General features: G+C 63.7%; 32 protein-coding genes. 23 read left to right on the top strand and 9 right to left on the bottom strand.

Annotated features, from left to right (window positions below; genetic code table 11):
* Positions 1–3: 3 nt before the first annotated feature.
* Complete coding sequence (locus tag NKJ73_RS05005; RefSeq protein ID WP_023677014.1) at positions 4–1,212, bottom strand: beta-ketoacyl-[acyl-carrier-protein] synthase family protein; 1,209 nt, start codon at positions 1,210–1,212, stop codon at positions 4–6.
* A 4-nt stretch (positions 1,213–1,216) separates the two neighbouring features.
* Positions 1,217–1,471 carry an acyl carrier protein gene (locus tag NKJ73_RS05000; RefSeq protein WP_023677013.1) on the bottom strand — a complete coding sequence of 85 codons (255 nt, stop codon included), beginning with the start codon at positions 1,469–1,471 and terminating at the stop codon, positions 1,217–1,219.
* Positions 1,472–1,673: 202 nt separating this feature from the next.
* Here NKJ73_RS05000 and NKJ73_RS04995 point away from each other — a divergent pair, with 202 nt between their 5' ends.
* The 5 genes from NKJ73_RS04995 to NKJ73_RS04975 are packed head-to-tail and all read left to right on the top strand — an operon-like array spanning position 1,674 to position 4,059.
* Positions 1,674–2,516 (top strand): urease accessory protein UreD, encoded by an 843-nt coding sequence (locus NKJ73_RS04995; RefSeq protein WP_023677012.1) that lies wholly within the window; start codon positions 1,674–1,676, stop codon positions 2,514–2,516.
* 28 nt (positions 2,517–2,544) lie between these two features.
* Positions 2,545–2,847: an urease subunit gamma gene (locus NKJ73_RS04990; protein WP_023677011.1), complete on the top strand. Its 303-nt coding sequence runs from the start codon at positions 2,545–2,547 to the stop codon at positions 2,845–2,847.
* 19 nt (positions 2,848–2,866) lie between these two features.
* Positions 2,867–3,124, top strand: coding sequence for a DUF1272 domain-containing protein (locus NKJ73_RS04985; RefSeq protein ID WP_023677010.1), 258 nt, complete (start codon positions 2,867–2,869; stop codon positions 3,122–3,124).
* 28 nt (positions 3,125–3,152) lie between these two features.
* Positions 3,153–3,746, top strand: coding sequence for a HupE/UreJ family protein (locus NKJ73_RS04980; RefSeq protein ID WP_023677009.1), 594 nt, complete (start codon positions 3,153–3,155; stop codon positions 3,744–3,746).
* Positions 3,747–3,753: 7 nt separating this feature from the next.
* Entirely contained in the window at positions 3,754–4,059 is a 306-nt protein-coding gene (locus NKJ73_RS04975; protein WP_023677008.1) for an urease subunit beta, read from the top strand.
* A gap of 26 nt (positions 4,060–4,085) precedes the next feature.
* Here NKJ73_RS04975 and NKJ73_RS04970 read toward each other — a convergent pair whose 3' ends face one another.
* Together NKJ73_RS04970 and NKJ73_RS04965 are read right to left on the bottom strand one after the other, a co-directional pair.
* Positions 4,086–4,580: a hypothetical protein gene (locus NKJ73_RS04970; RefSeq protein WP_023677007.1), complete on the bottom strand. Its 495-nt coding sequence runs from the start codon at positions 4,578–4,580 to the stop codon at positions 4,086–4,088.
* A 126-nt stretch (positions 4,581–4,706) separates the two neighbouring features.
* Positions 4,707–5,090 (bottom strand): hypothetical protein, encoded by a 384-nt coding sequence (locus tag NKJ73_RS04965; protein WP_023677006.1) that lies wholly within the window; start codon positions 5,088–5,090, stop codon positions 4,707–4,709.
* Positions 5,091–5,269: 179 nt separating this feature from the next.
* Between NKJ73_RS04965 and ureC the strand changes: the two genes are divergently transcribed.
* From ureC to NKJ73_RS04930, 7 genes are all read left to right on the top strand, one after another.
* Positions 5,270–6,982 (top strand): urease subunit alpha, encoded by a 1,713-nt coding sequence (ureC, locus tag NKJ73_RS04960; RefSeq protein WP_031211834.1) that lies wholly within the window; start codon positions 5,270–5,272, stop codon positions 6,980–6,982.
* A 47-nt stretch (positions 6,983–7,029) separates the two neighbouring features.
* On the top strand, positions 7,030–7,623 hold the full coding sequence (locus NKJ73_RS04955) for a hypothetical protein (protein ID WP_023677004.1): 594 nt from the start codon (positions 7,030–7,032) through the stop codon (positions 7,621–7,623).
* Positions 7,624–7,680: 57 nt separating this feature from the next.
* Positions 7,681–8,265: an urease accessory protein UreE gene (locus NKJ73_RS04950; RefSeq protein WP_023677003.1), complete on the top strand. Its 585-nt coding sequence runs from the start codon at positions 7,681–7,683 to the stop codon at positions 8,263–8,265.
* A complete protein-coding gene (locus tag NKJ73_RS04945) occupies positions 8,246–8,947 on the top strand; it encodes an urease accessory protein UreF (RefSeq protein ID WP_031211833.1) in 702 nt (233 codons plus the stop codon). Before NKJ73_RS04950 ends, NKJ73_RS04945 begins: the two co-directional genes overlap by 20 nt.
* The gene (locus NKJ73_RS04940) at positions 8,944–9,384 is read left to right on the top strand and encodes a DUF3995 domain-containing protein (protein ID WP_023677001.1); all 441 of its coding nucleotides are present in this window, start codon (positions 8,944–8,946) and stop codon (positions 9,382–9,384) included. The genes NKJ73_RS04945 and NKJ73_RS04940 overlap by 4 nt, the downstream gene beginning before the upstream one ends.
* Positions 9,381–10,022, top strand: coding sequence for an urease accessory protein UreG (gene ureG / locus NKJ73_RS04935; protein ID WP_023677000.1), 642 nt, complete (start codon positions 9,381–9,383; stop codon positions 10,020–10,022). Before NKJ73_RS04940 ends, ureG begins: the two co-directional genes overlap by 4 nt.
* 80 nt (positions 10,023–10,102) lie before the next feature.
* A complete protein-coding gene (locus NKJ73_RS04930; protein WP_023676999.1) occupies positions 10,103–10,870 on the top strand; it encodes a class II aldolase and adducin N-terminal domain-containing protein in 768 nt (255 codons plus the stop codon).
* A gap of 22 nt (positions 10,871–10,892) precedes the next feature.
* Here the strand turns inward: NKJ73_RS04930 and NKJ73_RS04925 are convergent, their stop codons facing one another.
* Positions 10,893–11,525, bottom strand: coding sequence for an HAD family hydrolase (locus NKJ73_RS04925; protein ID WP_023676998.1), 633 nt, complete (start codon positions 11,523–11,525; stop codon positions 10,893–10,895).
* A gap of 361 nt (positions 11,526–11,886) precedes the next feature.
* Here NKJ73_RS04925 and NKJ73_RS04920 point away from each other — a divergent pair, with 361 nt between their 5' ends.
* Positions 11,887–12,846 carry a sugar-binding transcriptional regulator gene (locus NKJ73_RS04920; protein WP_023676997.1) on the top strand — a complete coding sequence of 320 codons (960 nt, stop codon included), beginning with the start codon at positions 11,887–11,889 and terminating at the stop codon, positions 12,844–12,846.
* 75 nt (positions 12,847–12,921) lie between these two features.
* On the opposite strand, the gene NKJ73_RS04915 is transcribed toward NKJ73_RS04920, so the two are convergent.
* On the bottom strand, positions 12,922–13,107 hold the full coding sequence (locus NKJ73_RS04915) for a hypothetical protein (RefSeq protein WP_254815832.1): 186 nt from the start codon (positions 13,105–13,107) through the stop codon (positions 12,922–12,924).
* A 110-nt stretch (positions 13,108–13,217) separates the two neighbouring features.
* On the opposite strand from NKJ73_RS04915, the gene gcvA reads away from it, so the two are divergent.
* From gcvA to NKJ73_RS04870, 9 genes are all read left to right on the top strand, one after another.
* Positions 13,218–14,129, top strand: a complete 912-nt coding sequence (gene gcvA / locus NKJ73_RS04910) for a transcriptional regulator GcvA (protein WP_352568549.1) — start codon at positions 13,218–13,220, stop codon at positions 14,127–14,129.
* 214 nt (positions 14,130–14,343) lie between these two features.
* Entirely contained in the window at positions 14,344–15,654 is a 1,311-nt protein-coding gene (locus tag NKJ73_RS04905; RefSeq protein ID WP_352568548.1) for an ABC transporter substrate-binding protein, read from the top strand.
* A gap of 114 nt (positions 15,655–15,768) precedes the next feature.
* Positions 15,769–16,641, top strand: coding sequence for a carbohydrate ABC transporter permease (locus tag NKJ73_RS04900; protein ID WP_031195183.1), 873 nt, complete (start codon positions 15,769–15,771; stop codon positions 16,639–16,641).
* A 207-nt stretch (positions 16,642–16,848) separates the two neighbouring features.
* A complete protein-coding gene (locus tag NKJ73_RS04895; RefSeq protein ID WP_023676992.1) occupies positions 16,849–17,673 on the top strand; it encodes a carbohydrate ABC transporter permease in 825 nt (274 codons plus the stop codon).
* Between the two features lie 51 nt (positions 17,674–17,724).
* On the top strand, positions 17,725–18,729 hold the full coding sequence (locus NKJ73_RS04890; RefSeq protein ID WP_023676991.1) for an ABC transporter ATP-binding protein: 1,005 nt from the start codon (positions 17,725–17,727) through the stop codon (positions 18,727–18,729).
* Complete coding sequence (locus tag NKJ73_RS04885; protein ID WP_023676990.1) at positions 18,726–19,496, top strand: L-iditol 2-dehydrogenase; 771 nt, start codon at positions 18,726–18,728, stop codon at positions 19,494–19,496. Before NKJ73_RS04890 ends, NKJ73_RS04885 begins: the two co-directional genes overlap by 4 nt.
* A 71-nt stretch (positions 19,497–19,567) precedes the next feature.
* A complete protein-coding gene (locus tag NKJ73_RS04880; RefSeq protein WP_352455926.1) occupies positions 19,568–21,046 on the top strand; it encodes a mannitol dehydrogenase family protein in 1,479 nt (492 codons plus the stop codon).
* 15 nt (positions 21,047–21,061) lie between these two features.
* Complete coding sequence (locus NKJ73_RS04875; RefSeq protein WP_352455927.1) at positions 21,062–21,745, top strand: HAD family hydrolase; 684 nt, start codon at positions 21,062–21,064, stop codon at positions 21,743–21,745.
* Entirely contained in the window at positions 21,742–23,328 is a 1,587-nt protein-coding gene (locus NKJ73_RS04870) for an FGGY-family carbohydrate kinase (protein ID WP_352568547.1), read from the top strand. The genes NKJ73_RS04875 and NKJ73_RS04870 overlap by 4 nt, the downstream gene beginning before the upstream one ends.
* A gap of 14 nt (positions 23,329–23,342) precedes the next feature.
* Here the strand turns inward: NKJ73_RS04870 and NKJ73_RS04865 are convergent, their stop codons facing one another.
* Positions 23,343–23,924 (bottom strand): histidine phosphatase family protein, encoded by a 582-nt coding sequence (locus NKJ73_RS04865; RefSeq protein ID WP_352456011.1) that lies wholly within the window; start codon positions 23,922–23,924, stop codon positions 23,343–23,345.
* A 234-nt stretch (positions 23,925–24,158) separates the two neighbouring features.
* On the opposite strand from NKJ73_RS04865, the gene NKJ73_RS04860 reads away from it, so the two are divergent.
* Positions 24,159–25,562 (top strand): MATE family efflux transporter, encoded by a 1,404-nt coding sequence (locus NKJ73_RS04860; RefSeq protein ID WP_352568546.1) that lies wholly within the window; start codon positions 24,159–24,161, stop codon positions 25,560–25,562.
* Positions 25,563–25,578: 16 nt separating this feature from the next.
* Here the strand turns inward: NKJ73_RS04860 and NKJ73_RS04855 are convergent, their stop codons facing one another.
* A complete protein-coding gene (locus tag NKJ73_RS04855) occupies positions 25,579–26,226 on the bottom strand; it encodes an amino acid ABC transporter permease (protein ID WP_023722520.1) in 648 nt (215 codons plus the stop codon).
* A complete protein-coding gene (locus NKJ73_RS04850; protein WP_352568545.1) occupies positions 26,223–26,891 on the bottom strand; it encodes an amino acid ABC transporter permease in 669 nt (222 codons plus the stop codon). Before NKJ73_RS04850 ends, NKJ73_RS04855 begins: the two co-directional genes overlap by 4 nt.
* Position 26,892 lies beyond the last annotated feature (1 nt).

Here is a 26,892-nt window from a genome sequence, read left to right as displayed (position 1 = left end):
CGGTCACACGGCCCTGACCGCCAGCACCGCATTGGTGCCGCCGAAGGCGAAGCTGTTGCTGATCGCGGTGCGCACGGTGCGTTCGCGCGCCACGTTCGGCGTGATGTCGAGATCGCAGTCGGCGTCGGCTTCCCGATAATTGGCGGTCGGCGGCACGATGCCTTCGCGGATCGCCATCACGCAGGCGATCATTTCCAGCGCGCCGGAGGCGCCGAGGCAGTGGGCGTGCATCGATTTGGTCGAGGACACCGAAAGCTTGTAGGCATGGTCGCCGAACACGCGTTTGATCGCCGCCGTCTCGATCTGATCGTTGGCCTTGGTGCCGGTGCCATGCGCGTTGAGATAGTCGACGTCCTCGGGATTGAGCCCGGCATCGACGAGGCAGAAGCGCATCGCCGCCTCAGGCCCTTCGATGGTTGGCGCGACGATATCGGAGGCGTCGGCGGAAAGGCCGACGCCGGCGATTTCGGCAAGGATGGCGGCGCCGCGCGCCATGGCATGCTCATATGTTTCCAGCACCACCATGCCGGCGCCTTCGCCGAGCACGAGCCCCTGGCGGTCGGCCGAAAACGGCCGGCAGGTGTCCGGCGACAGCACCCGCAGGGCCTCCCAGCCCTTGAGGATGCCCCAGACCAGCGGCGCATCGGTGCCGCCGGCGACCATGACGTCGGCCCGGCCGAGCCTGATCTGATCGACCGCCGAGGCAATGGCGTGGTTGGATGACGAGCAGGCAGAGGTGATGCCGAACACCGGCCCGCGCAGACCAAGATTCATGCTGACATGGCCGGCTGCAGCGCCCGGCATTACTTTCGGGACGGTGAAGATGCCGGCGCGGTTCTTGCCTTCGAGCAGGATGGCGCGATAGTTCTCTTCGATTGCCTCCCAGCCGCAGACGCCGACGCCGACGATGGTGCCCATCCGGTAGGTGTTGGCCGCGTGCGGGTTCAATCCCGCCTGCTGTGCCGCCTCCCGCGCGGCGATCGTCGCCAGAAGGCTGAAGCGGTCCATCGACACGACCTGCTTGCGGTCGATGCCGTGCTCGGGAAGCGCCTTGATTTCGCAGCCGACCTTGACCTTCAGATCATGCAGCAGCGGATTGTCGATCGCGCCGATTGCCGAACGGCCGGCGCGCATTTCATTCCAGATTGCCGGTGCATTGGTGCCGAGCCCGCATAATCCGCCGATGCCCGTGATGACGACGCGCTTGTGCATTCAGTCAGGCTTTTTTCGCGATCAGCGCGCGAACCGCCTCGACCATGTCGCCGACATTCTTCAGATTGCTCCAGGCATCGACAGTGTTCATCTCGATTTCGATGCCATACTCTTCCTCGAGATCGAAGATGATCTCCGTCAGTTCCAGCGAATGGATGCCGAGGGCGGTCAGTTCGGTACTGGTGGTGATTTCCTCGCCGCCCGGCTCGGCATGAGCCTTGATCTTGGCGATGATATCGTTTGCCAGCTGGTCAGCCATTCGGTTTCTTCCCCAACTCTGTCGTTTCCCGACGCCAACTGATCAGCGCCCCTTTTGTCCTCGATTACGTCGTCATCGTCGCCTTTTACCCCCGCCAGGCGCCGGTGACCGTACCAAGGTGGCTCCCTCTATAGAAACCGAAACGCTGTCAAGCAACAAGCTATATATCGACAAAGCCGCCGCAGTGCTTAACGTTGGTGTCGTGGATACGATCGCATATAGCTTGACTTCAGTGCCGCCGGCCCAGCGTGTTGCCGGCGTCGCGCGGCTTGGCTGCGACTGGAACGGAGGCCGCACGCGTCTTCGGCGTCTGTACCAGGACGGTTCGGCCAAGATCCGCATGCCGGCGGTCTCGGCCGATCCGCTCGAAGCCGTCCTGATCAACACCGCCGGTGGGCTGACCGGTGGCGACCGTCTCGCCTGGGAGGTCGATGTCGGTGCCGGCGCCTCCGCAACCATAACAACGCAGGCCTGCGAGAAAATCTATCGCGCCGCATCCGACCGCGCCGAAGTGCGGGTGCAGCTGACTGTCGGAGAAGACGGCCACATTGCCTGGCTGCCACAGGAAACCATCGTCTTCGACCGCTCGGCCTTTGCCCGCAGCCTTGACGTGGAGCTTGCCACCGGAGCCGAGGCGCTGATCCTGGAGGCTACCGTCTTCGGCCGCCTGGCCATGGGTGAACGGGCTTCGCAAGGCCATTTCCACGACCGCTGGCGCGTCCGCCAGGACGGGGCGCTGGTCCATGCAGAGGAGTTCCGCATCGGGCCGGACATTGCGGCCACCTTGAACCGTCCCGCAGCGGCCGGCGGTGCCGTCGCCGTGGCGACGCTGCTGATGGTGTCGCCACGGGCAGAGGCTTTGCTCGAGCCGGCCCGGGGCATAGTCGGCGGCCAGGGCGGCGTCAGTTTCTGGAGCGTGCGGAAATCTGGCAAGCTTCTTGCGAGGCTGTTCGCTGAGGACGGCTACCAGCTCCGCAAGCGGCTGGTGCCGCTTGTCGAATTGCTCAACGGACGGGCGGGCCTGCCCAAATTATGGTCACTCTGATTTCGATTGTGCCACCGCAGGAAAAAGCATGAATCTGACGCCGAGGGAGAAAGACAAGCTGCTGATCGCCATGGCGGCGATCGTGGCCCGCAAGCGGCTCGAACGCGGCGTCAAGCTCAATCATCCGGAAGCGATCGCGCTGATCACCGATTTCGTCGTCGAGGGTGCCCGCGACGGCCGCGCGGTCGCCGAGCTGATGGAGGCCGGCGCCCATGTCGTCACCCGGGCCCAGGTGATGGAAGGCATTGCAGAAATGATCCACGATGTGCAGGTCGAGGCGACGTTTCCAGACGGCACCAAGCTGGTGACCGTGCACGAGCCGATCAGATAACACCGCCAAGGAGAGGAAAATGCTTGAGCTGCGTCCCAACTGCGAGTGCTGCGACAAGGATCTGCCGCCCGATGCGACGGATGCGGTGATCTGCACCTTCGAATGCACCTTTTGCGCCGACTGCGCACAAAACGTGCTCGGCGGCGCCTGTCCGAATTGCGGCGGCAACTTCTCGGCCCGCCCGATCCGTCCGGCAGCGCTGCTGAAGAAATATCCGGCCTCCACCAAGCGCGTCCTCAAGGCAGAGAGCTGCGCTCCGGCCCGCAAGGCGGCGTGAGAGGTAGTCGAAGATGGAAGCTACGCCGATGATCCCCGCTACGATGAAACGCTCAACGCTGTCGGCGGTCCTGCTGCTGGCGGCAGCAATGCCAGCCTATGCCCATGTCGGCGCCGGCACGGTTTGGTCCTTCACCGCCGGCTTCTCCCACCCGCTCTCCGGCCTCGATCACATGACGGCGATGATTGCCGTCGGGCTATGGGCCGCGCTCAAGGGCGACAAAGCGACCTGGGCATGGCCGCTGGCCTTCGTAAGCGTCATGCTGGCCGGCGGCGTGCTCGGCATGCTGCATGTGCCGATGCCTTTCGTCGAGCCGGCGATACTGGCGTCCGTCGTGGCACTCGGGCTGCTGGTTGCGCTCGCCGTCGATCTTCCTGTCTCGGCCGGCGTCGCCGTCATCGGCCTGTTCGCGCTGTTCCACGGCTATGCCCATGGCGCCGAGGTGCCTGAGAATGTCGGCGGACTCGGCTATATGGCGGGCTTTGCCGTTGCCACGGCATTGCTCCACGCCGTCGGCATCGCGGCCGGTCTCGGCCTCGGCTGGCGCTTCCGCGGGCTTGCCCGCGCCGCTGGCGCCGCTTGTGCCGCGATTGGCGCCGGCCTCGCTTTCGGCGTCGTGTGAGGCCGCGATGATCCCCGGCGAAATCATCACGGCAAGCGGCGAGATCGAACTGAACAAGGGTCTGGCGACGGTCACCTTGAAGGTAGCCAACAGCGGCGACCGGCCGATCCAGGTAGGCAGCCATTATCATTTCTTCGAGACCAATGAGGGACTGAGATTCGATCGCGACAAGGCCCGCGGCATGCGCCTCGACATCGCTGCCGGCACCGCCATGCGCTTCGAGCCCGGCCAAGAGCGCGACGTTACCCTGGTGCCGTTCGGCGGCAAGCGCGAGGTCTACGGATTTCAGCAGAAGATCATGGGCGCGCTGTGAGATCGAAGGCGTCGAGCAGTTTCGGCTCAGCCGGGCGGCTTGGCCGCCGCATAGATGACGACCTTTCCCGGATCGTCGAATTCCACCGCCAGAACGTCCTCGGTTTGCACTCGCCGCGAATCGATGGCGTTGAACAGCAATGCGTTCGCCTCGATCTCCTTGCGCAGCTCGGCGATGTCGTCCCGATGCTGCCTGACCTTGTTTTCGATCGCCGGCGGCGGGCCGCCTTCGGTGCGCGCGGCATCGGTAAGAAACACGATATCGACCTTGTCGAGCTTGGATGTCTTGCGCACGGCGGCGATGTTTTCACGCGTGCGGTCGATCGCCGAACTGACCTTGCCGGCTTCCGCATTTGTCTGGGTCTCTTCCTGGCCGACCTCCGAGCCGACGATCCGGTTGACGGTCTCGGCGCTGTCGAGGCTCTGCGCGTTCAGCGCGGCGTGCGGAATGCTGGCTGCCAGAAACGCGGTCGCGGCAATCCCATGCAGCCATCTGGTGTCGGAGAAGGTGGTGATCGCCATCGCTCGTTCTCAGGGTCCTTTTCGAGGCTCGTGTCAGGGCGACAGGACCGAAACGTAACGTCCCCCGTGAAGGTTCCCTTTGCGATGCGGCGGGCTGGCCGGGCGCCGGCCCGCCGCCTCGCCTCGTCAGCTCGCTTTCTTGGTGATCAGCGTCAGCGCGCCATTGGTGCTCATGCTGGCGGCGATCACCTGCGCCGAGGTGAGCCCCTTGGCTTCGAGCGCGGATTTGACCTGCGGTGTCGCGTCGATCGAGCCGCGCAGTTTCTGCAGGTCGGCATCGCTGCGCTTGGCGATCACCTCGTTGACCTTGGCTTGAGTGTCCGCGGGCAGATCCTTGATATCGACGACGTTGATCGCCTGGATGGTGGGCGCCTGCGGCTGCGCCCCGGGCGCGGCAGGAGCAGGCGCAGCCGGCGCCGGACTGGGCTGCTGCGCAGGCTGTTGCTGGGCGCTGGCGGCGGTTGCGAGCACCAGCGTGGCGGCGGCTGCCAGAAGGGTCGTTTTGCGCATGGATGTTCCTTTCCATCGATTGGCAAATGGTCGTTTTGGGGTGGCCCGGCCACCTCAAACGCTAAATGGGATCGGAAAGTGTCGCTCAGCGGGTCATTGCGTGACCATAGGATGGCGGCAATGTGGGGCCCGGCTTCGACAAGCGGTATTTCCGGGCTGTATTTCGGGAGCAATTGCTGATGGCTAAAATCACCCGCGCCGCCTACGCGCAGATGTACGGCCCGACCGTCGGCGACAAGGTCCGGCTCGCCGACACCGAGCTGTTCATCGAGGTCGAAAGGGATCTCACTCTTCACGGCGAGGAGGTGAAGTTCGGCGGCGGCAAGGTCATCCGCGACGGCATGGGCCAGAGCCAGGTGTCGCGCGCGCAAGGCGCGGTCGACACCGTCATCACCAATGCGTTGGTCGTCGATGCCACCGCCGGTATCGTCAAGGCAGATATCGGCCTCAGGGACGGCCGTATCGCCGCGATCGGCAAGGCCGGCAATCCGGATACCCAAGGCGGCGTCACCATCATCATCGGTCCCGGCACCGAGATCATCGCCGGCGAGGGGAAGATCCTGACCGCCGGCGGCTTCGACGCGCATATCCATTTCATCTGCCCGCAGCAGATCGAGGAAGCGCTGATGTCGGGCATCACCACCATGCTCGGCGGCGGCACCGGCCCGGCGCACGGCACGCTGGCCACCACCTGCACGCCTGGGCCGTGGCATCTGGCGCGCATGATCCAGTCTTTCGACGCCTTCCCGATGAATATCGGCCTGTCGGGCAAGGGCAACGCGTCGCTGCCTGCCGCGCTCGAGGAGATGGTGCTCGCCGGCGCCTGCTCGCTGAAGCTGCACGAGGACTGGGGCACGACGCCGGCTGCAATCGACTGCTGCCTGTCGGTCGCCGACGATTACGACGTGCAGGTGATGATCCACACCGACACGCTGAACGAGTCCGGCTTCGTCGAAAACACGGTCGCGGCGATCAAGGGCCGCACCATCCATGCCTTCCACACCGAAGGCGCCGGCGGCGGCCACGCGCCTGATATCATCAAGGTCTGCGGCCTGCCTAACGTCATTCCGTCCTCGACCAACCCGACACGCCCCTACACGATCAACACGCTGGCCGAACACCTCGACATGCTGATGGTCTGTCACCATCTGTCGCCGTCGATCCCCGAAGATATCGCCTTTGCCGAAAGCCGCATCCGCAAGGAAACCATCGCCGCCGAAGACATTCTGCACGACATCGGCGCCTTCTCGATCATCTCGTCGGACAGCCAGGCCATGGGCCGTGTCGGCGAAGTGGCGATCCGCTGCTGGCAGACCGCCGACAAGATGAAGCGCCAGCGCGGTTCGCTGCCGCAGGAGACCGGCGACAACGACAATTTCCGCGTCCGCCGCTACATCGCCAAATACACCATCAATCCGGCCATCGCGCATGGCCTGTCGAAGGACATCGGCTCGGTGGCGGTGGGAAAACGCGCCGACCTCGTGCTGTGGAATCCGGCCTTTTTCGGCGTCAAGCCGGACATGGTGCTGATCGGCGGCATGATCGCCGCCGCCCCGATGGGCGATCCCAACGCCTCGATCCCGACGCCGCAGCCGATGCATTACCGGCCGATGTTCGGGGCCTACGGCAAGGCGATGACCAATTCGTCGGTGACCTTCGTTTCGAAGGCCGCGCTCGACGCAGGCCTGCGCGGCAGGCTCGGCGTCGACAAGCAGATGGTCGCGGTCGAAAACACCCGCGGCGGCATCGGCAAGCATTCGATGGTGCTCAATGACGCCACGCCGCATGTCGAGGTCGACCCCGAAACCTATGAGGTCCGCGCCGACGGCGAACTCCTGACCTGCGAGCCGGCTACCGTGCTGCCGATGGCGCAACGCTACTTCCTGTTCTGAACCATAGGCGTTAGAACGACCGATGTAGAACATGCCGCGCCAGGCTTATGGACCCGCAACTCCCCTACGCCCACGACATTTTCCCGCATATCCGCATCGTCCTGGGCATGGTGATCGGCCTCGGCGTCACCCGCCTGCTGTCGGGGGTCGCCCGCATCGTCCAGCATCCCGGCCAATACCGGCTCTATCCCGTGCACCTCGCCTGGGTTGCGTCGGTGCTTTTAATGCTGGTGCATTTCTGGTGGTGGGAGTTCGGCCTGTTCCAGATCGAGAATTGGACCTTCGGCAAATACCTGTTCATCATCTTCTACGCCGTCACGCTGTTCCTGCTCTGCGCACTGCTGTTTCCGGATTCGATGCTGGACTACACCAGCTATGAGGATTTCTTTTATTCGCGCCGGGCCTGGTTCTTCGGCCTGCTGGCGGCGACCTATCTGCTCGACGTGATCGATACGCTGCTGAAAGGGCCGGAGCATTTCGCCCATTTTGGCGTCGAATATCTGATCCGCACGCCGGTTTTCGTCGCGCTTTGCGTCATTGCGATCCTGCTGCGCGACCGCCGCTTTCACATCGCCTTTGTCGCCGGCGCGCTCGTCTATCAGATATCGTTCATCCTGCGGCTCTTCGACACGATCGTCTGAGCCCCATTGGGGCGGCGGACGCGATAGGCTAGGCTTTTTGGGAGAGGCAGTTTTTACATGAAGCTCGATATTCGCACCGACTTCACCAAATTCCCGCGCGCCGTCTCCGTCCTGGCCGCGGGCGAAGCCGGAACCACCACGCCATACGACAGTGCGGTGCTTGCCCATGACGAGCGGCATCTGCGCCGTCGCGCCATCGAAACGGCCCGTAGCGACAAGGTGCTGGTCGACCTGCCCGAACCGGTGACCTTGAACCATAGTGACCGGCTGGTGCTGGAGGATGGCCGCCACATCGAGATCATCGCGGCCGAGGAGGCGCTCTACGACGTCCGGGCCAGCGACCCTGTCCATCTGGCAGAGCTTGCCTGGCACATCGGCAACCGCCATCTCGCAGCCGCCATCGAAGCTGGGCGCATCCTCATTCTGCGCGACCATGTCATCAAGGCGATGCTGGAGGGATTGGGCGCCACCGTTAGCGACGTCTCCGAGCCGTTCAAGCCGGTGCGCGGCGCCTATTCCGGGCATGGCGGCCACGGCCACGCTCATGCCGAGGCGCATGCGCACAGCCACGCCGAAGCGCATTCCCATACCCATAGCGAATCGCATTCCCACAGCCATTCGCATGACCATGACCATGACTGACCAGCCTTCCAACGTTGCCCAGCCTTCCAATATTGCTTTGTTGCGGCTGATGGCGTGGCTGTCGCCTTCCTTCCCGGTCGGCGGCTTTTCCTACAGCCATGGTCTCGAGCAAGCCGTGCATGCCGGGCTGGTTGCCGACAGCAAAGAGCTCGCCGCGTGGCTGGAAACGCTGGTCGAGATGGGTTCGGGCTGGAATGATGCGGTGCTGTTTGCCGAAAGCTGGCGCAGGGGGCGCGAAACCGGCGATCTCGATGAAATCGTCGCCCTTGCCGAAGCTCTGGCAGGCTCGCGCGAGCGCCATGCCGAGACCATGCTGCAGGGCGCTGCTTTCCTGAAGGCGGCCTTCGCCTGGCCGTGCCAGGTGCTGGATCGCCTGCCGGCCGAATGTGCCTATTGCGTTGCCGTCGGCGCCGTTGCCGGCGATCACGGCATTGCGCTGCGGGACGCCCTGGCGGCCTTTCTGCAGGCCTTCTTCTCCAATCTCGTCCAGGCCGCGATCCGGCTCGGCATCGTTGGCCAGAGTGCCGCGATGACGCTACTGGCCGCCTTCGAACCGCTTGCCCTGGCCACGGCCGACCGCGCTGCCGGCTCGACCCTCGATGATCTCGGCGGCTGCGCTTTCATCTCCGACGTCACGGCGATGAAGCACGAAGCCCAGTATTCGCGGCTGTTCCGCTCATGATCGTCCTCGCTTTCGCGCTCTCGCTGGTCCTGCTGTTGATCACAGCACTGCATGTCTATTGGGGCATTGGCGGCATCTGGCCGGGCAGGGACGCCGCCTCCTGCGCTCGCGCGGTCATCGGCTTTCGCGGCGTCGACGAGATGCCGGCACCCTTCGCCAGCTTCGCCGTTGCCGCCTGCCTCGGCCTGGCGACGCTGTGGCCGATGGCGCTCGAAGGCGTGTTCGCCACGCCCTTTCCCAAGGCCGGGCTGGCCGCCACGGCGCTGCTCATCGCGCTGGTCTTCCTGGCGCGCGGCATTGCCGGCTTCACGCCGTGGTGGCGCCGGCTGGCGCCCGAACAGCCTTTCGCGCGGCTTGATGTCAGCTACTATTCGCCGCTCTGTCTGTTGATCGGGCTCGGCTTCGCCATTCTTGCCATCACGGAGTTCCCTAGATGACACAAGCCAACGGTCCTCTTCGCATCGGCATCGGCGGCCCGGTCGGCTCCGGCAAGACGACGCTCACCGAAAAGCTCTGCAAGGCGCTGCGTGACGAGTTCTCGATCGCCGTCGTCACCAACGACATCTACACCAAGGAAGATGCCATGATGCTGGCCCGGCTTCAGGCGCTGCCCGAGGATCGCATCATCGGCGTCGAGACCGGCGGCTGCCCGCACACCGCCATTCGCGAGGACGCCTCGATCAATCTGCAGGCGATCGCCGAGATGACCAAAAAATTCCCGGATCTCGACATCGTCTTCATCGAATCGGGCGGCGACAACCTCGCCGCCACCTTCTCGCCGGACCTTGCCGACCTGACGCTCTATGTCATCTCGGTTTGCCAGGGCGAGGAGATTCCGCGCAAGGGCGGACCGGCGATCACCCGGTCCGATTTCCTGGTCATCAACAAGAGCGACCTTGCGCCCTATGTGAACGTCAATCTCGACATCATGGAACGCGACGCTGCCCGCATGCGCGGCAAACGGCCGTTTGGCTTCACCGACCTGTCGCGCGGCAAGGGCCTGCAGGAGGTGATCGATTTCATCGTCGAGCATGGCGGGCTTCGGGTCGGCGCGGCCACCAGCACGGCGGCATAACGGCGCTCGCCTGTACCAAACGAAACCGGTTGCGCGTGTTCCAGCCGCGCGGCATCCTTGCTTCTTTCACGGAGGTTACGATGAGCATCACGCGCCTGCAGAAGGAAGTGCTGACCAACCTGCCGTTCTATGAGGAGCGCGTCGATCTGGCTTGCGCCTTCCGCTGGACGGCGCGGCTTAACATGCATGAGGCGGTGGCCAATCATTTTTCGCTGGCGGTCAACGACGATGGCTCGCAATTCCTGATGAACCCTAACCAGGTGCATTTCTCGCGTATCAAGGCGAGCGATCTGCTTCTGATCGACGCCAATGATCCCGACACGCTGGTCGGCCCGAATGCGCCCGACCCGACGGCGTGGGGCCTGCATGGTGCCATCCATCGCAACGTGCGTCATGCACGCTGCGTCATGCATGTCCACTCGATCCACGCCACCGTGCTTGCCTCGCTCGCTGACTCGACGTTGCCGCCGATCGACCAGAACTCGGCGATCTTCTTCAACCGCCATGTCGTCGACGCTCATTATGGCGGGCTGGCCTTCGAGGAAGAGGGCGAGCGCTGCTCGCAGCTTCTTGTCGACCCGAAGGTCAAGGTGATGGTGATGGGCAACCATGGCGTGCTGGTCATCGGCGACAGCGTCGCCGACACCTTCAACCGCATGTTCTATTTCGAGCGCGCCGCCGAAACCTATATCAAGGCGCTGTGGACCGGCCGGCCGCTGCGGGTACTGTCGGATGAGATCGCGGAGAAAGCGGCAAGGGAACAGGAAGACTATCCCGGCCAGGCCGAGCGCCACCTTTCCGAACTGAAGGCGATCCTCGACGAGCAGGAGCCTGCCTACCGGAGTTGAGCGCGGTCCCGCCGGGCCTGGCTTAAAGCCCGAGTTCGGCCCGCAATTCGCCGGCGCTGTTGATGACAATCGCCCCCGGCGGCCCCTCCATGGGCACCTCTGGCCAGAAAATCGTCTTCATTCCAGCTGCCAGCCCCGCCGTGGCGCCGGTCACGCTGTCGTCGACCGCCACGGCCTCGGCGGGATCGACGTCGGCCAACCAGGCGGCGCGCAGGAAAGGTTCGGCATGCGGCTTGCCTTCACGCACGTCGTTGCGGCTGACCGTCTTCATGCCGGGATATACGAGGCCTACGGCGCGCAGATTGGCATCGACGATCAGCCTGTCGGAGTTGGACACCACCGCTTGCGGCACGCCAAGCGCGAGCAGCTCATTGAAAATCTCGATCGCGCCGGTGCGTGGCGTCAGCGTTTCGGCCATCGGCAGATAGTGATCGTACTTGCGCACGATCCAGTCGTCGAAAGGCAGGTCGAGGCCGAACTCGTCGCGCAGCATTTCGTAGACCGGCCATGCGGCGATGCCGAGCACGCGCTCATGCAGGTCGGCCGGCGGCGCGATGCCGACGCTGTGCAGCGCCGCAATCAGCGCCGCCTCGTGCAGCGGCTCGCTGTCGACCAGCGTGCCGTCCATATCCCAGAAAACCGCTTTCGGCGTCATGCAAGGCTCCATTCTCAAAAAATTCCTTAAAGCGTTTAGCGCGCGAGATAAACCGCCGCGTCCCCGCTAATGCATGTCGCGCAAAGTGTGCAGCGGTTTTGCGATGACGACATGCATAAAAAGGAACCTAAAACGCGTCGCATGAGGTCGATCGAACGCAACGCGCTTTAGAACCGTGATTGGTGCGACCTCGACAGCCTTGCTGTTGCAACGAGACTGGGTCGACCTGTCACTTCGCTCCAAACACCCAAGTTTCATCACTAAGCAATTGCTCTTACAATAGGCAATTGCGCGCAAGTTCATTCCCTGCGAAACTACTGCGCTCCGCCTCTTATGCTCGGCGGGGTTGGGAGGCAGGAACTTGAATTCGCGGCAGGACAGCGGCGGCAACAGGCTGGACGACGCGGCGCGTGCCGGCTGGCTCTATTATGTCGCAGGCAACACCCAGGACCAGATCGCCGCCACGCTTGGCATCTCGCGGCAGACGGCGCAGCGGCTGGTGTCGCTCGCAGTCTCCGAAGGGCTGATCAAGGTGCGCGTCGACCATCCGATCGCCAATTGCCTCGACCTTGCGGCACGGCTGAAATCGCGCTTTGCGCTCGATCTGGTCGAGGTGGTGCCGAGCGACCCTTCTTCTTCCTCCACCGTCATCGGCGTCGCCGAGGCGGCGGCGGCCGAGATCGAACGGCGGCTGCGGTCGCCGGTGCCGATCGTCATGGCGATCGGCACCGGCCGCACGCTGAAGGCCGCGATCGAGCAACTGCCGCCGATGGAATGCCCGCAGCACAAAGTGGTGTCGCTGACCGGCAACATCTCGCCGGACGGCTCGGCGGCCTTCTACAACGTCATCTTCACCATGGCCGACAGGGTCAAGGCGCGTTCGTTTCCGATGCCTTTGCCGGTCATCGCTTCCTCGCCCGAGGAGCGCGAGATGCTGCTCAGCCAGCCGATGATCCAGCCGACGCTGGCGCTTGCGGCCGAGGCCGACGTCACCTTTGTCGGCATCGGCGATCTCGGCCCGAAAGCGCCGCTTTACGAAGACGGCTTCATTTCGGAGGGCGAATTAAAGGCGCTGCAGAAGGCCGGCGGCGTCGCCGAGATCGTCGGCTGGGTATTCGATCGTGACGGCCGCATGATCGAGGGCATCACCAATGATCGGGTGTCGTCGGCGCCGCTGCCGTCGCGCGAAAAGTCGCTGGTGATCGCGCTTGCCATGGGCGACCGCAAGCTGCCGGGCATCTTCGCCGCCGTCAACCGGCGGTTGGTCAACGGCCTCATCACCGATGAGCGGACCGCCGCCGCCTTGCTGGCGGGCGCATGATCTCCGAGCCGCTGGCGGTCGGAAACGATCATGTGAAATCGAAACGCATCTGAATCCCCGATAAAACGAGCGTCACTACTGGTGCCGGCCGCAAGGATCGTTGCCGTCGAGAAAGCCCATGTCGCGCTGCAGATGCGGCGGCAGCTCCCGGACGTCGAGATAGGCCCGTTTCCGCGCCGCGTGCCTTGCCAATCCCCGCGCCAACCGTGAAAACCAGCCATGGGCTGGAGCAAGAAGCAGCTTTTCCTGTATTGTGGTCATGATCGTCAGCCTTCGCTATCCCTAGGCGTAATTGATCTTCAATACGGAATATCGGTAGGACCGGCCGGTGCCGCCAATCAAACGTCGATCACTGCCCATAAGGAGGGCTTATGCCGGAGCTCAATTCACGACAGCTGGTTTCGCAGCTTCCTCCGCTTCAGGCGATCCGGGTGTTCGAGGCGGTGGCGCGGCATCTCTCGTTCACCAAGGCCGCCCAGGAGCTTGGCATGACGCAGGCGGCGGCAAGCTATCAGATCAAGCTTCTGGAGGAGCGCATCGGCGCGCCCCTGTTCTTGCGCCAGCCAAAACAGATCGTGCTGACCGAACCCGGCCAGCGCCTGGCGCCCGCGGTCAGCGAGGCGTTCGCGCTGTTGAGCGGCGCCTATGCCGCCGCGCGCACCGGCGCCGACGGCTTGCTTTGCGTTTCGACGCTGCTGACATTTGCCTCCAATTGGCTGGCGCAGCATCTCGGTTCGTTCCAGGTCGCGCATCCGTCGCTGGCGGTGCGCGTCGATACTTCGAACAGGGTTGTCGACTTTGCCAGAGAGGATATCGACATCGCCATCCGCTCCGGCGGTGGCAACTGGCCGGGCGTCGAGACCCATATGCTTTTCAGGGCCGATTTCACGCCGGTCCTTAGTCCAAAGCTCGCGGCAAGCATCGGCGGAGTCAAGGAGCCGGCCGACCTGCTGCGGCTGCCGATCCTCGACCCGGGTGACATCTGGTGGCGGGACTGGTTTGCCGCCGCCGGCCTGCCGGTCGAGGATCTGGCCAGGCGTCCCGGCACCAGCATGGGCGCGCAGGCCTACGAGGCCAATGCCGCGATTGCCGGCCACGGCGTGGCGATCGTTACCAAGGCGCTGTTCAAGACCGAACTTGCCGACGGCCGCCTGATCCAGCCCTTTGATCTGGTCGGTGACGACGGCCACGCCTATTGGCTGGTCTATCCGACGGCACGACGCAACGTGCCGAAGATCCGCGCCTTCCGCGATTGGATCCTGAGTGAAATCGCTTGCCAGTAGGCTGAATCCCAGCAAGCCCGATAGCAAAGCGCCGGGCCCAATCAGCCCGGCCGAATCCTTCGTCAGACATGCCGCAAACGTCCCAGGCTTGCCGCTGCACAAGACCCGGCGTGCTGCGCTGCAGCAACGAATCCGTCTTGACATAATTCATCGCAAGTGAGTAATTGCTCACAGCCAAGGCAAATGCTCATCTTGGTTTATGGGAGGAATTTTGATGAAACTTCGCACGTTCACCCTAGGCCTGTTCTCGGCCAGCGCGCTCGCTTTCGCCGCGCATGCCGAATCCATCACCATCGCCACGGTCAACAATGGCGATATGGTCCGCATGCAGAAGCTGACCGACGACTTCACCGCCAAGAATCCCGACGTCCAGCTGCAGTGGGTCACGCTCGAGGAAAACGTTCTGCGCGAGCGCGTCACCACCGACATCGCCACCAAGGGTGGCCAGTACGACGTGATGACTATCGGCACCTATGAAGTGCCGATCTGGGCCAAGCAGAACTGGCTTTTGCCGCTCGACAAACTCGGCGACGATTACGACGTCAAGGACATCATCCCGGCCATAGCCGGCGGCCTGTCGGTCGACGGCAAGCTCTACGCAGCCCCGTTCTACGGCGAAAGCTCCTTCGTCATGTACCGCAAGGACCTGATGGAAAAGGCCGGGCTCAAGATGCCCGATGCACCGACCTGGGACTTCATCAAGCAGGCCGCCGACAAGATGACCGACCGCGCCAACGGCGTGAACGGCGTCTGCCTGCGCGGCAAGGCCGGCTGGGGCGAGAACATGGCCTTCCTGACCGCCATGTCGAACTCGTTCGGCGCGCGCTGGTTCGACGAGAACTGGAAGCCGCAATTCGACCAGCCCGAATGGAAGAACACGCTGCAGTTCTATGTCGACCTGATGAAGGCCGACGGCCCCGAGGGCGCGTCGTCCAACGGCTTCAACGAAAACCTGGCGCTGTTCCAGCAGGGCAAATGCGGCATGTGGATCGACGCTACCGTCGCTGCCTCCTTCGTTTCCGACCCGAAGAACTCCACCGTCGCCGACAAGGTCGGCTATGCGCTGGCGCCGGACAATGGCCTCGGCAAGCGCGGCAATTGGCTGTGGGCATGGTCGCTAGCCATCCCCGCCGGCACTCAGAAGGCCGACGCCGCTCAAAAGTTCGTAGCCTGGGCAACCAGCAAGCACTATGCCGAGCTCGTCGCCTCGAAGGAAGGCTGGGCCAACGTTCCGCCGGGAACGCGCTCGTCGCTCTATGCCAATCCCGAATACCAGAAGGCAGCACCTTTCGCCAAGATGACGCTGGACTCGATCAACTCCGCCGATCCGACGCACCCGACCGTCAAGCCGGTGCCTTATGTCGGCGTCCAGTTCGTCGCCATTCCTGAGTTCCAGGGTCTCGGCACCACCGTCGGCCAGCTCTTCTCGGCGGCACTTGCCGGCCAGTCGAGCGTCGACGATGCCTTGAAGCAGGCGCAGGACGCCGCCACCGCGACGATGACCGAGGGCGGTTACATCAAGTAAGCTCCTCCGGGTGCCGGTTGCCAATGGCGACCGGCAACGGCCGCCCGAATCCCAGTTCGGGCGGCCAGCTTTCACACCGCTGAAAAACTTGGCCGACCTCGAAGGGTGACCGTCATGGCTACTCAGCAGACCCGTTCGCTTGCCCGTTTCATGATGGCGCCATCCGTGGTGCTGCTGCTGGTCTGGATGATTGTGCCGCTGGCATTCACGCTGTGGTTTTCCTTCCAGCAATACAACCCGCTCAATCCGATGCGCGACGGCTTCGTCGGGTTTTCGAACTACGCGCTGTTCTATTCCAACCCGGCATTCCTGCAGTCGATCCTCAACACGCTCACCATCGTCGTCAGCGTGCTTTTGATCACGGTGATCGGCGGTATTCTGCTCGCCCTTCTGCTCGATCAGCCGATGTGGGGACAGGGCATCGTCCGCATCCTTGTCATCTCGCCGTTCTTCGTCATGCCACCGGTGGCAGCACTGGTCTGGAAGAACATGATCATGCATCCGCAGTACGGGGTTTTCGCCGATATTGCGCGCTTCTTCGGCGGGCAGCCGATCGATTGGTTCGGGCAGCATCCGCTCCTGGCGATCATCATCATCGTTGCCTGGCAATGGCTGCCGTTTGCTACGCTGATCCTGTTGACCGCGCTTCAGTCGCTCGACGGCGAGCAGAAGGAAGCCGCCGAAATGGACGGCGCCGGCTTCATCAGCCGCTTCATCTATTTGACGCTGCCTCATATGTCGCGCGCCATAACCGTCGTCATCCTGATCCAGACGATCTTCCTGCTGTCGGTCTATGCCGAGATCCTCGTCACCACCAATGGCGGCCCGGGTTACGCCTCCACCAACCTGCCCTTCCTCGTCTATCAGAAGGCATTGCTGGAGTTCAAAATCGGCCAGGCGTCCGCCGGCGGTATCATTGCCGTCATTCTCGCCAACATCGTTGCCTTCTTCGCCATGCGCGCTGTCGGCAAGAACCTGGATAAATAAGGGAGGATAAGATGGCACGTGCGCTGAACCACCCCCACTCCGTCCCGCTGCGCGGGACACCTCTCCCCCTGCCCGGGGTAGAGGAAAGGCCTGCATCGAAACCGCGCCCTTCCTCCACCCCCTCGATCGGGGGAGAGGTGGGTTGCGCAGCAAACCGGAGTGGGGGTCGACCCTGCCGCCAACATCGCCGATAGGGAGGACCTGACCATGGCACGTGCAGTCACCACCCAGCACAAGACGATTGCTACCGCGGCCGCCTGGATCGTCGCGCTGCTGATCTTCTTCCCGATCCTCTATACGATCATCACTTCGTTCAAGTCGGAGCAGGAGGCTATCCAGGGCTTCAACCTGTTCCCGTCGGGAACCACGGAGAGCTATTCCGAGGTCCAGGCGCAGAACGGCTATTTCAAATTCTTCCTGAACTCGGTGTTCCTGTCGGTCGGCTCGACCATCCTGGCTCTGCTCGTCGCCATACCGGCGGCATGGTCGATGGCGTTTTCGCCGGGCAAACGCACCAAGGACATCCTGATGTGGATGCTTTCCACCAAGATGATGCCGGCCGTCGCCGTGCTGTTTCCGATCTATCTGATCTTCCGCGATACCGGTCTGCTCGACAGCCGCATCGGCCTGATGGTCATGCTGATGCTGATCAACCTGCCGATCGTGGTCTGGATGCTTTACACCTATTTTCGCGAGATCCCGGGCGAGATCCTGGAAGCGGCGCGCATGGACGGCGCATCGCTCTGGAACGAGATCATCTATGTGCTGACGCCGATGGCGGTCCCCGGCATCGCCTCGACCATGCTGCTCAACATCATTCTCGCCTGGAACGAGGCGTTCTGGACGATCCGGCTGACCACCACCGAGGCCGCGCCGCTCACCGCTTTCATCAGCTCCTTCTCCAGCCCGCAGGGGCTGTTCTGGGCCAAGCTTTCGGCCGCCTCGACGCTGGCGATCGCACCGATACTGATCATGGGCTGGTTCAGCCAGAAGCAGCTGGTCCGAGGCCTGACATTCGGTGCGGTAAAGTAGCGGGCATCGCCTGACGCAAAACGAAAAGATAGCCCTTCGGGGGAGGAAACCATGGGAAACATCACGCTCAAGAACGTCTCCAAATCCTTCGGGGCGACGTCCATCATCCCCGGCCTCGATCTCGTCATCGAGGACGGAGAGTTCGTCGTCTTCGTCGGCCCGTCGGGCTGCGGCAAATCCACCCTGTTGCGTCTGATCGCCGGTCTCGAGGATACCAGCGGCGGCACCATCATCATCGATGGTCGCGACGTCACCGGCGAGGCGCCGGCCAAGCGCAAGCTGGCTATGGTGTTCCAGTCCTATGCGCTCTACCCGCACATGACGGTGGCCAAGAACATCGCCTTCCCGCTGAAGATGGCGGGCGAGGACCAGGCGACCATCGACAAGAAGGTGAAGGACGCCGCGCGGATCCTGAACCTCACCAACTACCTCGACCGCCGCCCCGGCCAGCTCTCCGGCGGCCAACGGCAGCGCGTCGCCATCGGCCGCGCCATCGTGCGCCAGCCGTCGGCCTTCCTGTTCGACGAGCCTTTGTCCAATCTCGACGCGGCGCTGCGCGGCACCATGCGGCTGGAGATCAGCGAGCTGCATCACCAGCTCAAGACAACCATGGTCTACGTCACCCACGACCAGATCGAGGCGATGACCATGGCCGACAAGATCGTCGTGCTCAATGCCGGCAATATCGAGCAGGTCGGCTCGCCGATGGAGCTCTATAAGACGCCGAAGAACCTGTTCGTCGCCGGCTTCATAGGTTCGCCGAAGATGAACCTGATCGAAGGCGCGCCGGCCGCCAAATATGGCGCCAAGACGGTCGGCATCCGCCCGGAGCATATGAACATTTCGAAGACGTCAGGCGACTGGAAGGCGACGGTCGGGGTTGCCGAGCATCTCGGCTCCGACACGTTTTTGCACGTCCAGGCGGATGGTGTCGGGCAGCTGACGGTGCGTGCCGACGGCGAGTTGGCCGCCCATCACGGCGACACGATCTACCTGACGCCGGAAAAGGCCAAGCTGCATCGTTTCGGCGCCGACGGGAAGGCGATGCTGCAATGAGGCTCCGGGGTAAATCGGCGCTGATTACCGGATCGGCGCGCGGCATCGGCAGGGCGTTTGCCGAAGCCTACATGCGCGAAGGGGCGACGGTCGCGATTGGCGACATCAATCTCGAAGCCGCCGAGAAGACGGCTTCGGAAATCGGCCGCAACGCCTACGCGGTAAAGCTCGACGTCACCGATCTCGCGTCTATCGATGAGGCCGTCAAGGCAGTCGAAGCCAGGGCCGGCGGCCTGGATATCTTGATCAACAACGCTGCTTTGTTCGACCTGGCGCCGATCGTCGAGATCACCAAGACAAGCTACGACAAATTGTTTTCGGTCAACGTCGCCGGCACGCTGTTTACGTTGCAGGCCGCCGCCCGTTCGATGATTGCCCGGGGCAAGGGCGGCAAGATCATCAACATGGCAAGCCAGGCCGGGCGCCGCGGCGAGGCGCTGGTCACCGTCTACTGCGCCACCAAGGCGGCGGTCATCTCGCTCACCCAGTCGGCAGGGCTCGACCTGATCAAACACCGCATCAACGTCAATGCCATCGCCCCGGGTGTCGTCGACGGCGAGCATTGGGACCATGTCGATGCCTTGTTCGCCAAGTTCGAGAACCGGCCGAGGGGCGAGAAGAAGAGGCTGGTCGGCGAAGCCGTGCCTTATGGCCGCATGGGCACGGCGCAAGACCTCACCGGCATGGCGGTGTTCCTGGCCAGCGATGAGGCCGAGTACATCGTCGCCCAGACCTACAATGTCGATGGCGGCCAGTGGATGAGTTGAGGGGGCGAAGGCGCTCTTCCCCCCGTCTCCTCCACGGGGGGAAGAGCCGTCCCGCTAAAGGGTAAAAGCAGATGACCGTGAAACTCTCTTCTTCCATCCTCGCCAAGCTGCCGCCCAAGGTCGCCGGCCCGAAATATGATCGCGCCGCGCTCAAGGCCGGCATCGTGCATTTCGGCGTCGGCAATTTCCATCGCTCGCACCAGGCCGTCTATCTCGACGACCTGTTCAATTCGGGTGTCGGCCACGACTGGGCCATTGTTGGCGCCGGCGTCTTCGAGGGCGAGAAGGTCGGCCGCGGCAAGTTGCAGGAGCAGGACTGGCTGACCACCGTGGTCGAGCAGGACAGCGGCCATATGAGCGCGCGCGTCACCGGCGTCATGATCGACTTCCTGGTGCCGGGCGATGCGGCCGCAATCGTCGAGCGGCTTGCCGATCCGGCGATCAAGATCGTCTCCCTGACCATTACCGAGGGCGGCTATTTCATCGATCCGGCATCCGGCGTCTTCAATCCGACACATCCCGACATCGTTGCCGACGCTGAGCCGGGGGCGACGCCGAAGACCGTCTTCGGCCTCGTCCTCGCCGGGCTGCTGCGCCGCCGCGCCGACGGTATCGTGCCCTTCACAATCATGTCCTGCGACAACATCCCCCATAACGGCCACGTCACCTCAGATGGCGTCATCGGCCTTGCGCGGCTGATCGACGAAGGTTTGGCAAACTGGGTGAGCGAGAACGTTGCCTTTCCCAATGGCATGGTCGACCGCATCACGCCGGCCACCACCGACCGCGAGCGCGGCATTCTCTCCAGCGAGTTCGGCCTCGACGACAATTGGCCGGTGTTTTGCGAACCGTTCAAGCAATGGGTGCTGGAGGACCGTTTCACCGACGGCCGCCCGCCGCTGGAAAAGGTCGGCGTGCAGTTCGTCAGCGACGTCGCGCCCTATGAGCTGATGAAGATCCGCATCCTCAATGGCGGCCATGCGACCATCGCCTATCCGGCCGGGCTGATGGACATCCATTTCGTCCATGAGGCGATGCAGGAGCCGCTGGTACGCGGCTTCCTCGACAAGCTCGAGCATGACGAAATCATCCCGACCGTGCCGCCGGTTCCGGACACCGACCTCGAAGATTACTACCAGCTCATCGAGCACCGCTTCTCCAATCCGAAGATCGGCGACACCATACGCCGGCTTTGCCTCGACGGCTCCAACCGCCAGCCGAAATTCATCATTCCGACCATCGCCGACCGGCTGAAGGCTGGCAAAAGTGTCACCGGCCTTGCACTGGAATCGGCGCTCTGGTGTCGCTACTGCTTCGGCACGACGGATTCCGGTGCCGTCACCGAGCCCAACGACCCGAACTGGGGCCGGTTGCAGGCGACGGCCAAGGCGGCCAGGGACATGCCTGCCGCCTGGCTTGCCATGGAGGACATCTATGGCGATGTCGGCCGCTCGCCGCCGTTCGCTGAAGCCTTCGGCCAAGCGCTGAGACTGCTGTGGGCGGACGGCGCGCGCGCGACACTGACGCGCTATCTCGCCGGCGACCTCTGAAGCCGATCCAGCGCGATGACGCCTGAACTGGTCATTTTCGACTGTGACGGCGTGCTGGTGGACAGTGAGATGCTGTCCGTCTCGGCATTGCTGGAGATGATCGCGCTTGCCGGCGGCAACGTCAGCGAGGACATTGCCTACGAGCACTTCCTCGGCAAGAGCATGAAGAGCGTCCGCGAAATCCTCGCAAGCGACTTCGGGCTCGATCTCACCGACCAGCATCTGACCGAGATGCGCTCCGAACTGATGCGCAGATTCCGCGAGGAGCTGAAACCGATGCCAGGTATCGCACAGGTCCTGCCGAGGCTCGGCGTACCGTGCTGCGTCGCCTCCTCCGGCACCCTGGAACGCATCCGCTATGCGCTCGACGTCACCGGGTTGCTTGGGCTGCTGGAGCCGCATTTGTTCAGCGCCGCCATGGTGGCGCGGGGCAAACCGGCGCCCGATCTCTTTCTCCATGCAGCAGATAAAATGAGAGCGGCCCCGCGAAACTGCCTCGTCGTCGAGGACAGCCCGGCCGGCATCGAAGCGGCGCGGGCGGCCGGCATGCGCGTCCTTGCCTTCACCGGCGGCTCGCACACCGGCAACCCGGCATTGAAAGCGCGGCTTGCGTCGAGTGAGCCGGACTTTATATTCGCTGACATGCTGCAATTGCCCGATCTGATTGCAGGCCTGGGAGCGAGAGCAAGAACACCTTGACCAACAGTTTCGTTTGCGCGGTCGATGTCGGCACCGGAAGCGCTCGTGCCGGCATTCTCGACACCGGTGGCGCCTTGCTCGGCCGCGCCGAGCACCCGATCGCCATGCAACAGCCGAAGGCCGACCATGCCGAGCACGATTCGCAGGATATATGGTCGGCGGTGTGCATGGCCGTCCGCGCTGCCCGCGAAAAGGCGGGCGTGCGGGCCGAGGATATCGTCGGCATCTCCTTTGATGCCACCTGCTCGCTGGTGGTGCGAGACCGGCATGGCGGCCAGCTCAGCGTGTCCGTCACTGGTGAAAGGCGCTGGGACACCATTGTCTGGCTCGACCATCGCGCAATTGCCGAGGCCGACGAATGCACTGAAAGCGGCCACGCTGTGCTCGACTATATCGGCGGCGTCATGTCGCCGGAAATGGAGACGCCGAAGCTGATGTGGCTGAAGCGCAACCTGCCCGGAACATGGAACGAAGCCGGCTATCTATTCGACCTCACCGACTTCCTCACCTGGAAGGCAAGCGGCTCGCTCTCCCGTTCACAATGCACGCTGACCGCCAAATGGACCTATCTAGCCCATGAAGCGACCGGCTGGCGGCGCGACTTCTTCGAAGCCGTCGGGCTCGGCGATATCTTTGAGCACGGCAACCTGCCGGAAAAGGCAAGCCCGGTCGGTGCCGATATCGGCCCGCTCGGCGCGCAAGCCGCGACGGAGCTTGGCCTCACCGAAAAATGCCGGGTCGGCGCCGGCGTCATCGATGCCTATGCCGGCGCGCTTGGCGTGCTCGGCGGTTTCGCCGGTGACGCGACGAACATCGGCCGCCATCTGGCCCTGATTGCCGGTACGTCGAGTTGCGTCATGGCGATGTCGCCCGATCCGCAGCCTTTCGCCGGTGTCTGGGGCCCATATTATGGCGCAGCCCTTCCCGGCCTGTGGCTGTCGGAAGGTGGCCAGTCGGCCACCGGCGCGCTGCTCGACCACATCATCCGCTGGCATGGCGCCGGCGGCGAGCCGGATGCCGCCATGCATGCCAGGATTGCCCACCGCGTCGCCGAGTTGCGTGCCGCCGAGGGCGAAAACCTCGCCGCAAGGCTGCACGTACTGCCCGATTTTCACGGCAACCGCTCGCCGCTCGCCGACCCGCATGCCGTCGGCGTCATCAGCGGGCTGACGCTGGATGCCTCCTTCGACAGTCTGTGCAAGCTCTACTGGCGCACCGCCGTCAGCATCGCGCTTGGCGTCCGTCATGTGCTGGAAGCGCTGAACGAGAACGGCTATCTGATCGACACGCTGCACGTCACCGGCGGCCACACCAAGAACCCGCTGTTGATGGAGCTCTATGCCGATGCAACCGGCTGCACGGTGGTCGAGCCGCTGGCGGACGAGGCGGTGCTGCTCGGCACCGGCATGATTGCCGCCACCGCGGCCAGGCTTTTTCCCGATTTGAACGCTGCCTGCGTCGCCATGCAACAGGGCGGCAGGACGCGAGAGCCCAATCCGGCTGCCGCCGGCCGGTTCGATCGCGACTACCGCGTGTTTCTCGAAATGCACAGGCAAAGGCAGGCGCTGGACGCGATCCGATAAATCGGGATCGGTTGCTATCTCTGGTTCCAGCGCCGGATGACCGGCTCGTCAAGGTCGTGCTCATAACCGAGCACGCTTATGCTGGCGGTATCCAGCACGAAAAACGCGCCGGCTTGCGGCGGCAGGCCGAGCCAGCGTGCGGCCAGCACCCTAAGGAAATGCGAGCTTGAGAAGACCAGGACATTGCTGCCGACCTCGCGCAACTGGCTGACGATCCGGTCCGCCCTCGAGCCGACATCCGTGGCGGACTCGCCGCTCGGGCAGCCGTCGCGAAAGAGACGCCAGCCGGGGCGCTCGGCGAGGATTTGCTTGGTGGTCAATCCCTCATAGGCACCATAATCCCACTCCGCCAGATCGTCCTTCTTCACGCCTGACGAGCCGAAGCCGGCCAGCGCACAGGTGTTGAAGGCGCGCTGCGACGGGCTCGACCACACCGCCGAGAAGGACAGGCCCTTGAGCCGCTCAGCGATCCGCCTTGCCGCTTCCTCGCCGGCCGGCGTCAGCGGTATGTCGGTTCGGCCGGTATGTTTTCCGGACGCACTCCATTCCGTCTCGCCATGCCGAACCAGATAGATTTCGGGAAACGCGCTCATCAGGCTGCCTTTCAAATGGATTCTGCCGCGACCATAGCGGCTTCCATAGCCTCTCCAATAGCCTGCATTGAACCGACTGGCTTAACCCTTCCGCAAGTCAGCCTCTTGCCACCGGTGCCCATTTGATAGACAAACCCGTCGTAATGCGGAATCCGGCCGATCTTGGCCATTTTCCGCGCTGAGACGCGGCTTCCGGCTCTTGCCGACGTGCCGCAATCGGATAGGCGGAAAACTAGAATGTCTGCGATCGAAGCCGACGCTCGCGCGCCGGAAAACCTTTGGCGTCGGGAAATCAGGGCGATGCTGGCGCTCGCCTGGCCGATGGTGCTGACCAATCTCGGCCAGACCGCGATGACCGCTACCGACGTCATGATGATGGGGCGGCTGGGGCCGGACACGCTGGCCAGCGGTGCGCTTGGTGCCAATCTCTACTTCATGCCGCTCATCTTCGGGCTCGGCCTGATGCTGGCGACCTCGCCGATGATGGCGACCGAGCTCGGCCGTCGCCGGCACTCGGTGCGCGACCTGCGCCGCACCGTGCGCCAGGGTCTGTGGCTGGCGATCCTCATTTGCATTCCGATATGGGCCCTTCTCTGGCACGGCGAGAGCGTGTTGCTGGCCATGGGTCAGGAACCGGCGCTGGCGCACCAGGCCGGCATCTATCTGCGCTGGCTCGAATGGGCGGTGCTGCCCTTTTTCGGCTACATCGTCCTGCGCTCGTTCATTTCGGCGCTGGAGCGGCCGGGCTGGGCGCTGATCATCGTCTTCGTTGCCGTCGCCTGCAACGCCTTCTTCAACTGGCTGTTCATGTTCGGCAATCTCGGCATCCAATCGATGGGCATCGCCGGCTCCGGCCTCGCCACCACTCTGTCCAGCACGTTGATGTTCGCCGGCATGGCGGCGGTGGTGATGCTTGAGAAGAAATTCCGGCGCTATCGTCTGTTCGGACGCTTCTGGCGCGCCGATTGGCCGCGCTTCAAGGGCCTGCTGCGGCTCGGCCTGCCGATCGCCGGCCTGCTGGCGTTCGAGGTGACGATCTTCAACGCGGCGGCCTTTCTCATGGGCCTGATCGATGCGGCTTCGCTTGCCGCCCATGCGATCGCCATCCAGATCGCCTCGATCACCTTCATGGTGCCGCTCGGCCTCAACCAGGCGGTGACGGTGCGCGTCGGACTTGCCCACGGCGCCGGCAATCCGGAAGGTGTCTGCCGGGCTGGCTGGACCGCCTATGTCGTCGGTGTCTCCTTCATGGCGCTGATGGGGCTAGTGATGATCCTGTGGCCGCATCTCTTGATCGGCGCCTTCATCGATCTGGGCAATCCGGCTAATGCCGAGGTGGTGGCGCTTGCCGTGTCGTTCCTCGCCTTTGCCGCGCTGTTCCAGGTTTTTGACGGTGCGCAGGCGGTCGCCAGCGGCATGCTGCGCGGCCTGCACGACACCAAGGTGCCGATGATCTATGCCGCGATCGGATATTGGGGCGTCGGGCTGCCGCTCGGCGTGCTGCTGGCCTTCCGTTTCGGCTTCAACGGCGTCGGCATCTGGATCGGCCTGTCGTCGGGACTGGCGGTGGTTGCGGCGCTCTTGCTAGGGCGCTGGCTGCGGCGTGACAGGATCGCGCCGCCGCTGGTATTCGGGCGTTGAATTGCTGGTCGCCCGCTCAGCGGGCCGCCGCCCGCTGCTCGAGCGAACGTGCGTATTGCGTCAGCGGAAAGCACATGACGAAGAAGATCAGCGCTACCAGCCCATAGACTTTGAACGGTTCGAAGGTCGCATTGTTGATCGCGTTGGATGTCCTCACCAGCTCCTCGAAACCGATGATCGACGTCAGCGCGGTCGACTTGATCAGCTGCACCAGAAAGCCGACGGTCGGTGCGCGGGTGATCGAAAACGCCTGAGGCAAGATGATCAGCCGGAGTTCCTGCAGATAGTGCAGGCCGAGGCTGGCGCCGGCGTCCCACTGGCCGCGCGGCAGTGCATCGACGCCGCCGCGCCAGATCTCGGCGAGATAGGCGCTGGCAAAGAAGGTCAGGCCAAGCACCGCCGCGGTCCACGGCTCGATGCGCAGGCCCAGCATCGGCAAGCCGAAGAACATCAGGAAGAGCTGCATCAGCAGCGGCGTGCCCTGGAAAAGCGCGATATAGCCGGAGGCAAACCGGCGCGCCCATTTATTCTTGGCGATCCGGAAGAACAGCACGATCATGCCGACCACGGCCCCGCCGACAAAGGCGGCCAGCGACAAGAGCACCGTCCAGCGCGCCGCCAGCAGCAGGTTGCGCAGAATGTCCCAGAAGGTGAATTCGATCATGACACGCCGGCTCCGAGAAGCCGGCGCCCGCCGCCGACCAGCAGCCGGCGCAGCCCAATCGACAGGATGAGATAGACCATCGTCACGATGAAATAGGTCTCGAAAGCCCGGAACGTGCGCGCCTGCAGCATGTCGGCTTCATAGGTCAGCTCGCGAACGGCGATCTGCGATACCACGGCGGATTCCAGCATCATGATGACGATCTGGCTGGTCAGCGCCGGATAGATTACCTTGAGCGCCTGCGGCAGCACGATCTTGATGAAGACCTGGCGCGGCCTGAGCCCAAGCGCCAGTGCCGCTTCCGTCTGCCCGGGCGGCACCGCGTCGAGCCCGGCGCCAACGATCTCGATCGTATAGGCGGCCATGTTGAGCGTCATCGCCAGCATGGCTGCCAGCACCGGATCGAGCTTGACGCCGATGCTGGGCAGCCCGAAGAAGATGAAGAATAGCTGCACCAGGAACGGCGTGTTGCGGATCACCTCGACATAGACGCCGATCGCCCGCTTGAGCAGGAGCGGACCGTTCCGCCGCCCTGCGGCGCCGAGGATGCTGAGCAACGTTCCCGCCAGCGTGGTGACAGCGATCAACAGGATCGTCGTGGCCGCGCCGCGCGCGATCGCCCCTGTCGCCCCGGCAAGCCAGCCGAAGTCGAGGCTATAGCTCACC

Origin of the sequence: Mesorhizobium sp. M0074 (assembly GCF_040322975.1) — a bacterium.
Taxonomy (GTDB): domain Bacteria; phylum Pseudomonadota; class Alphaproteobacteria; order Rhizobiales; family Rhizobiaceae; genus Mesorhizobium.
This window is presented reverse-complemented; position numbering and strand designations above follow the sequence as displayed.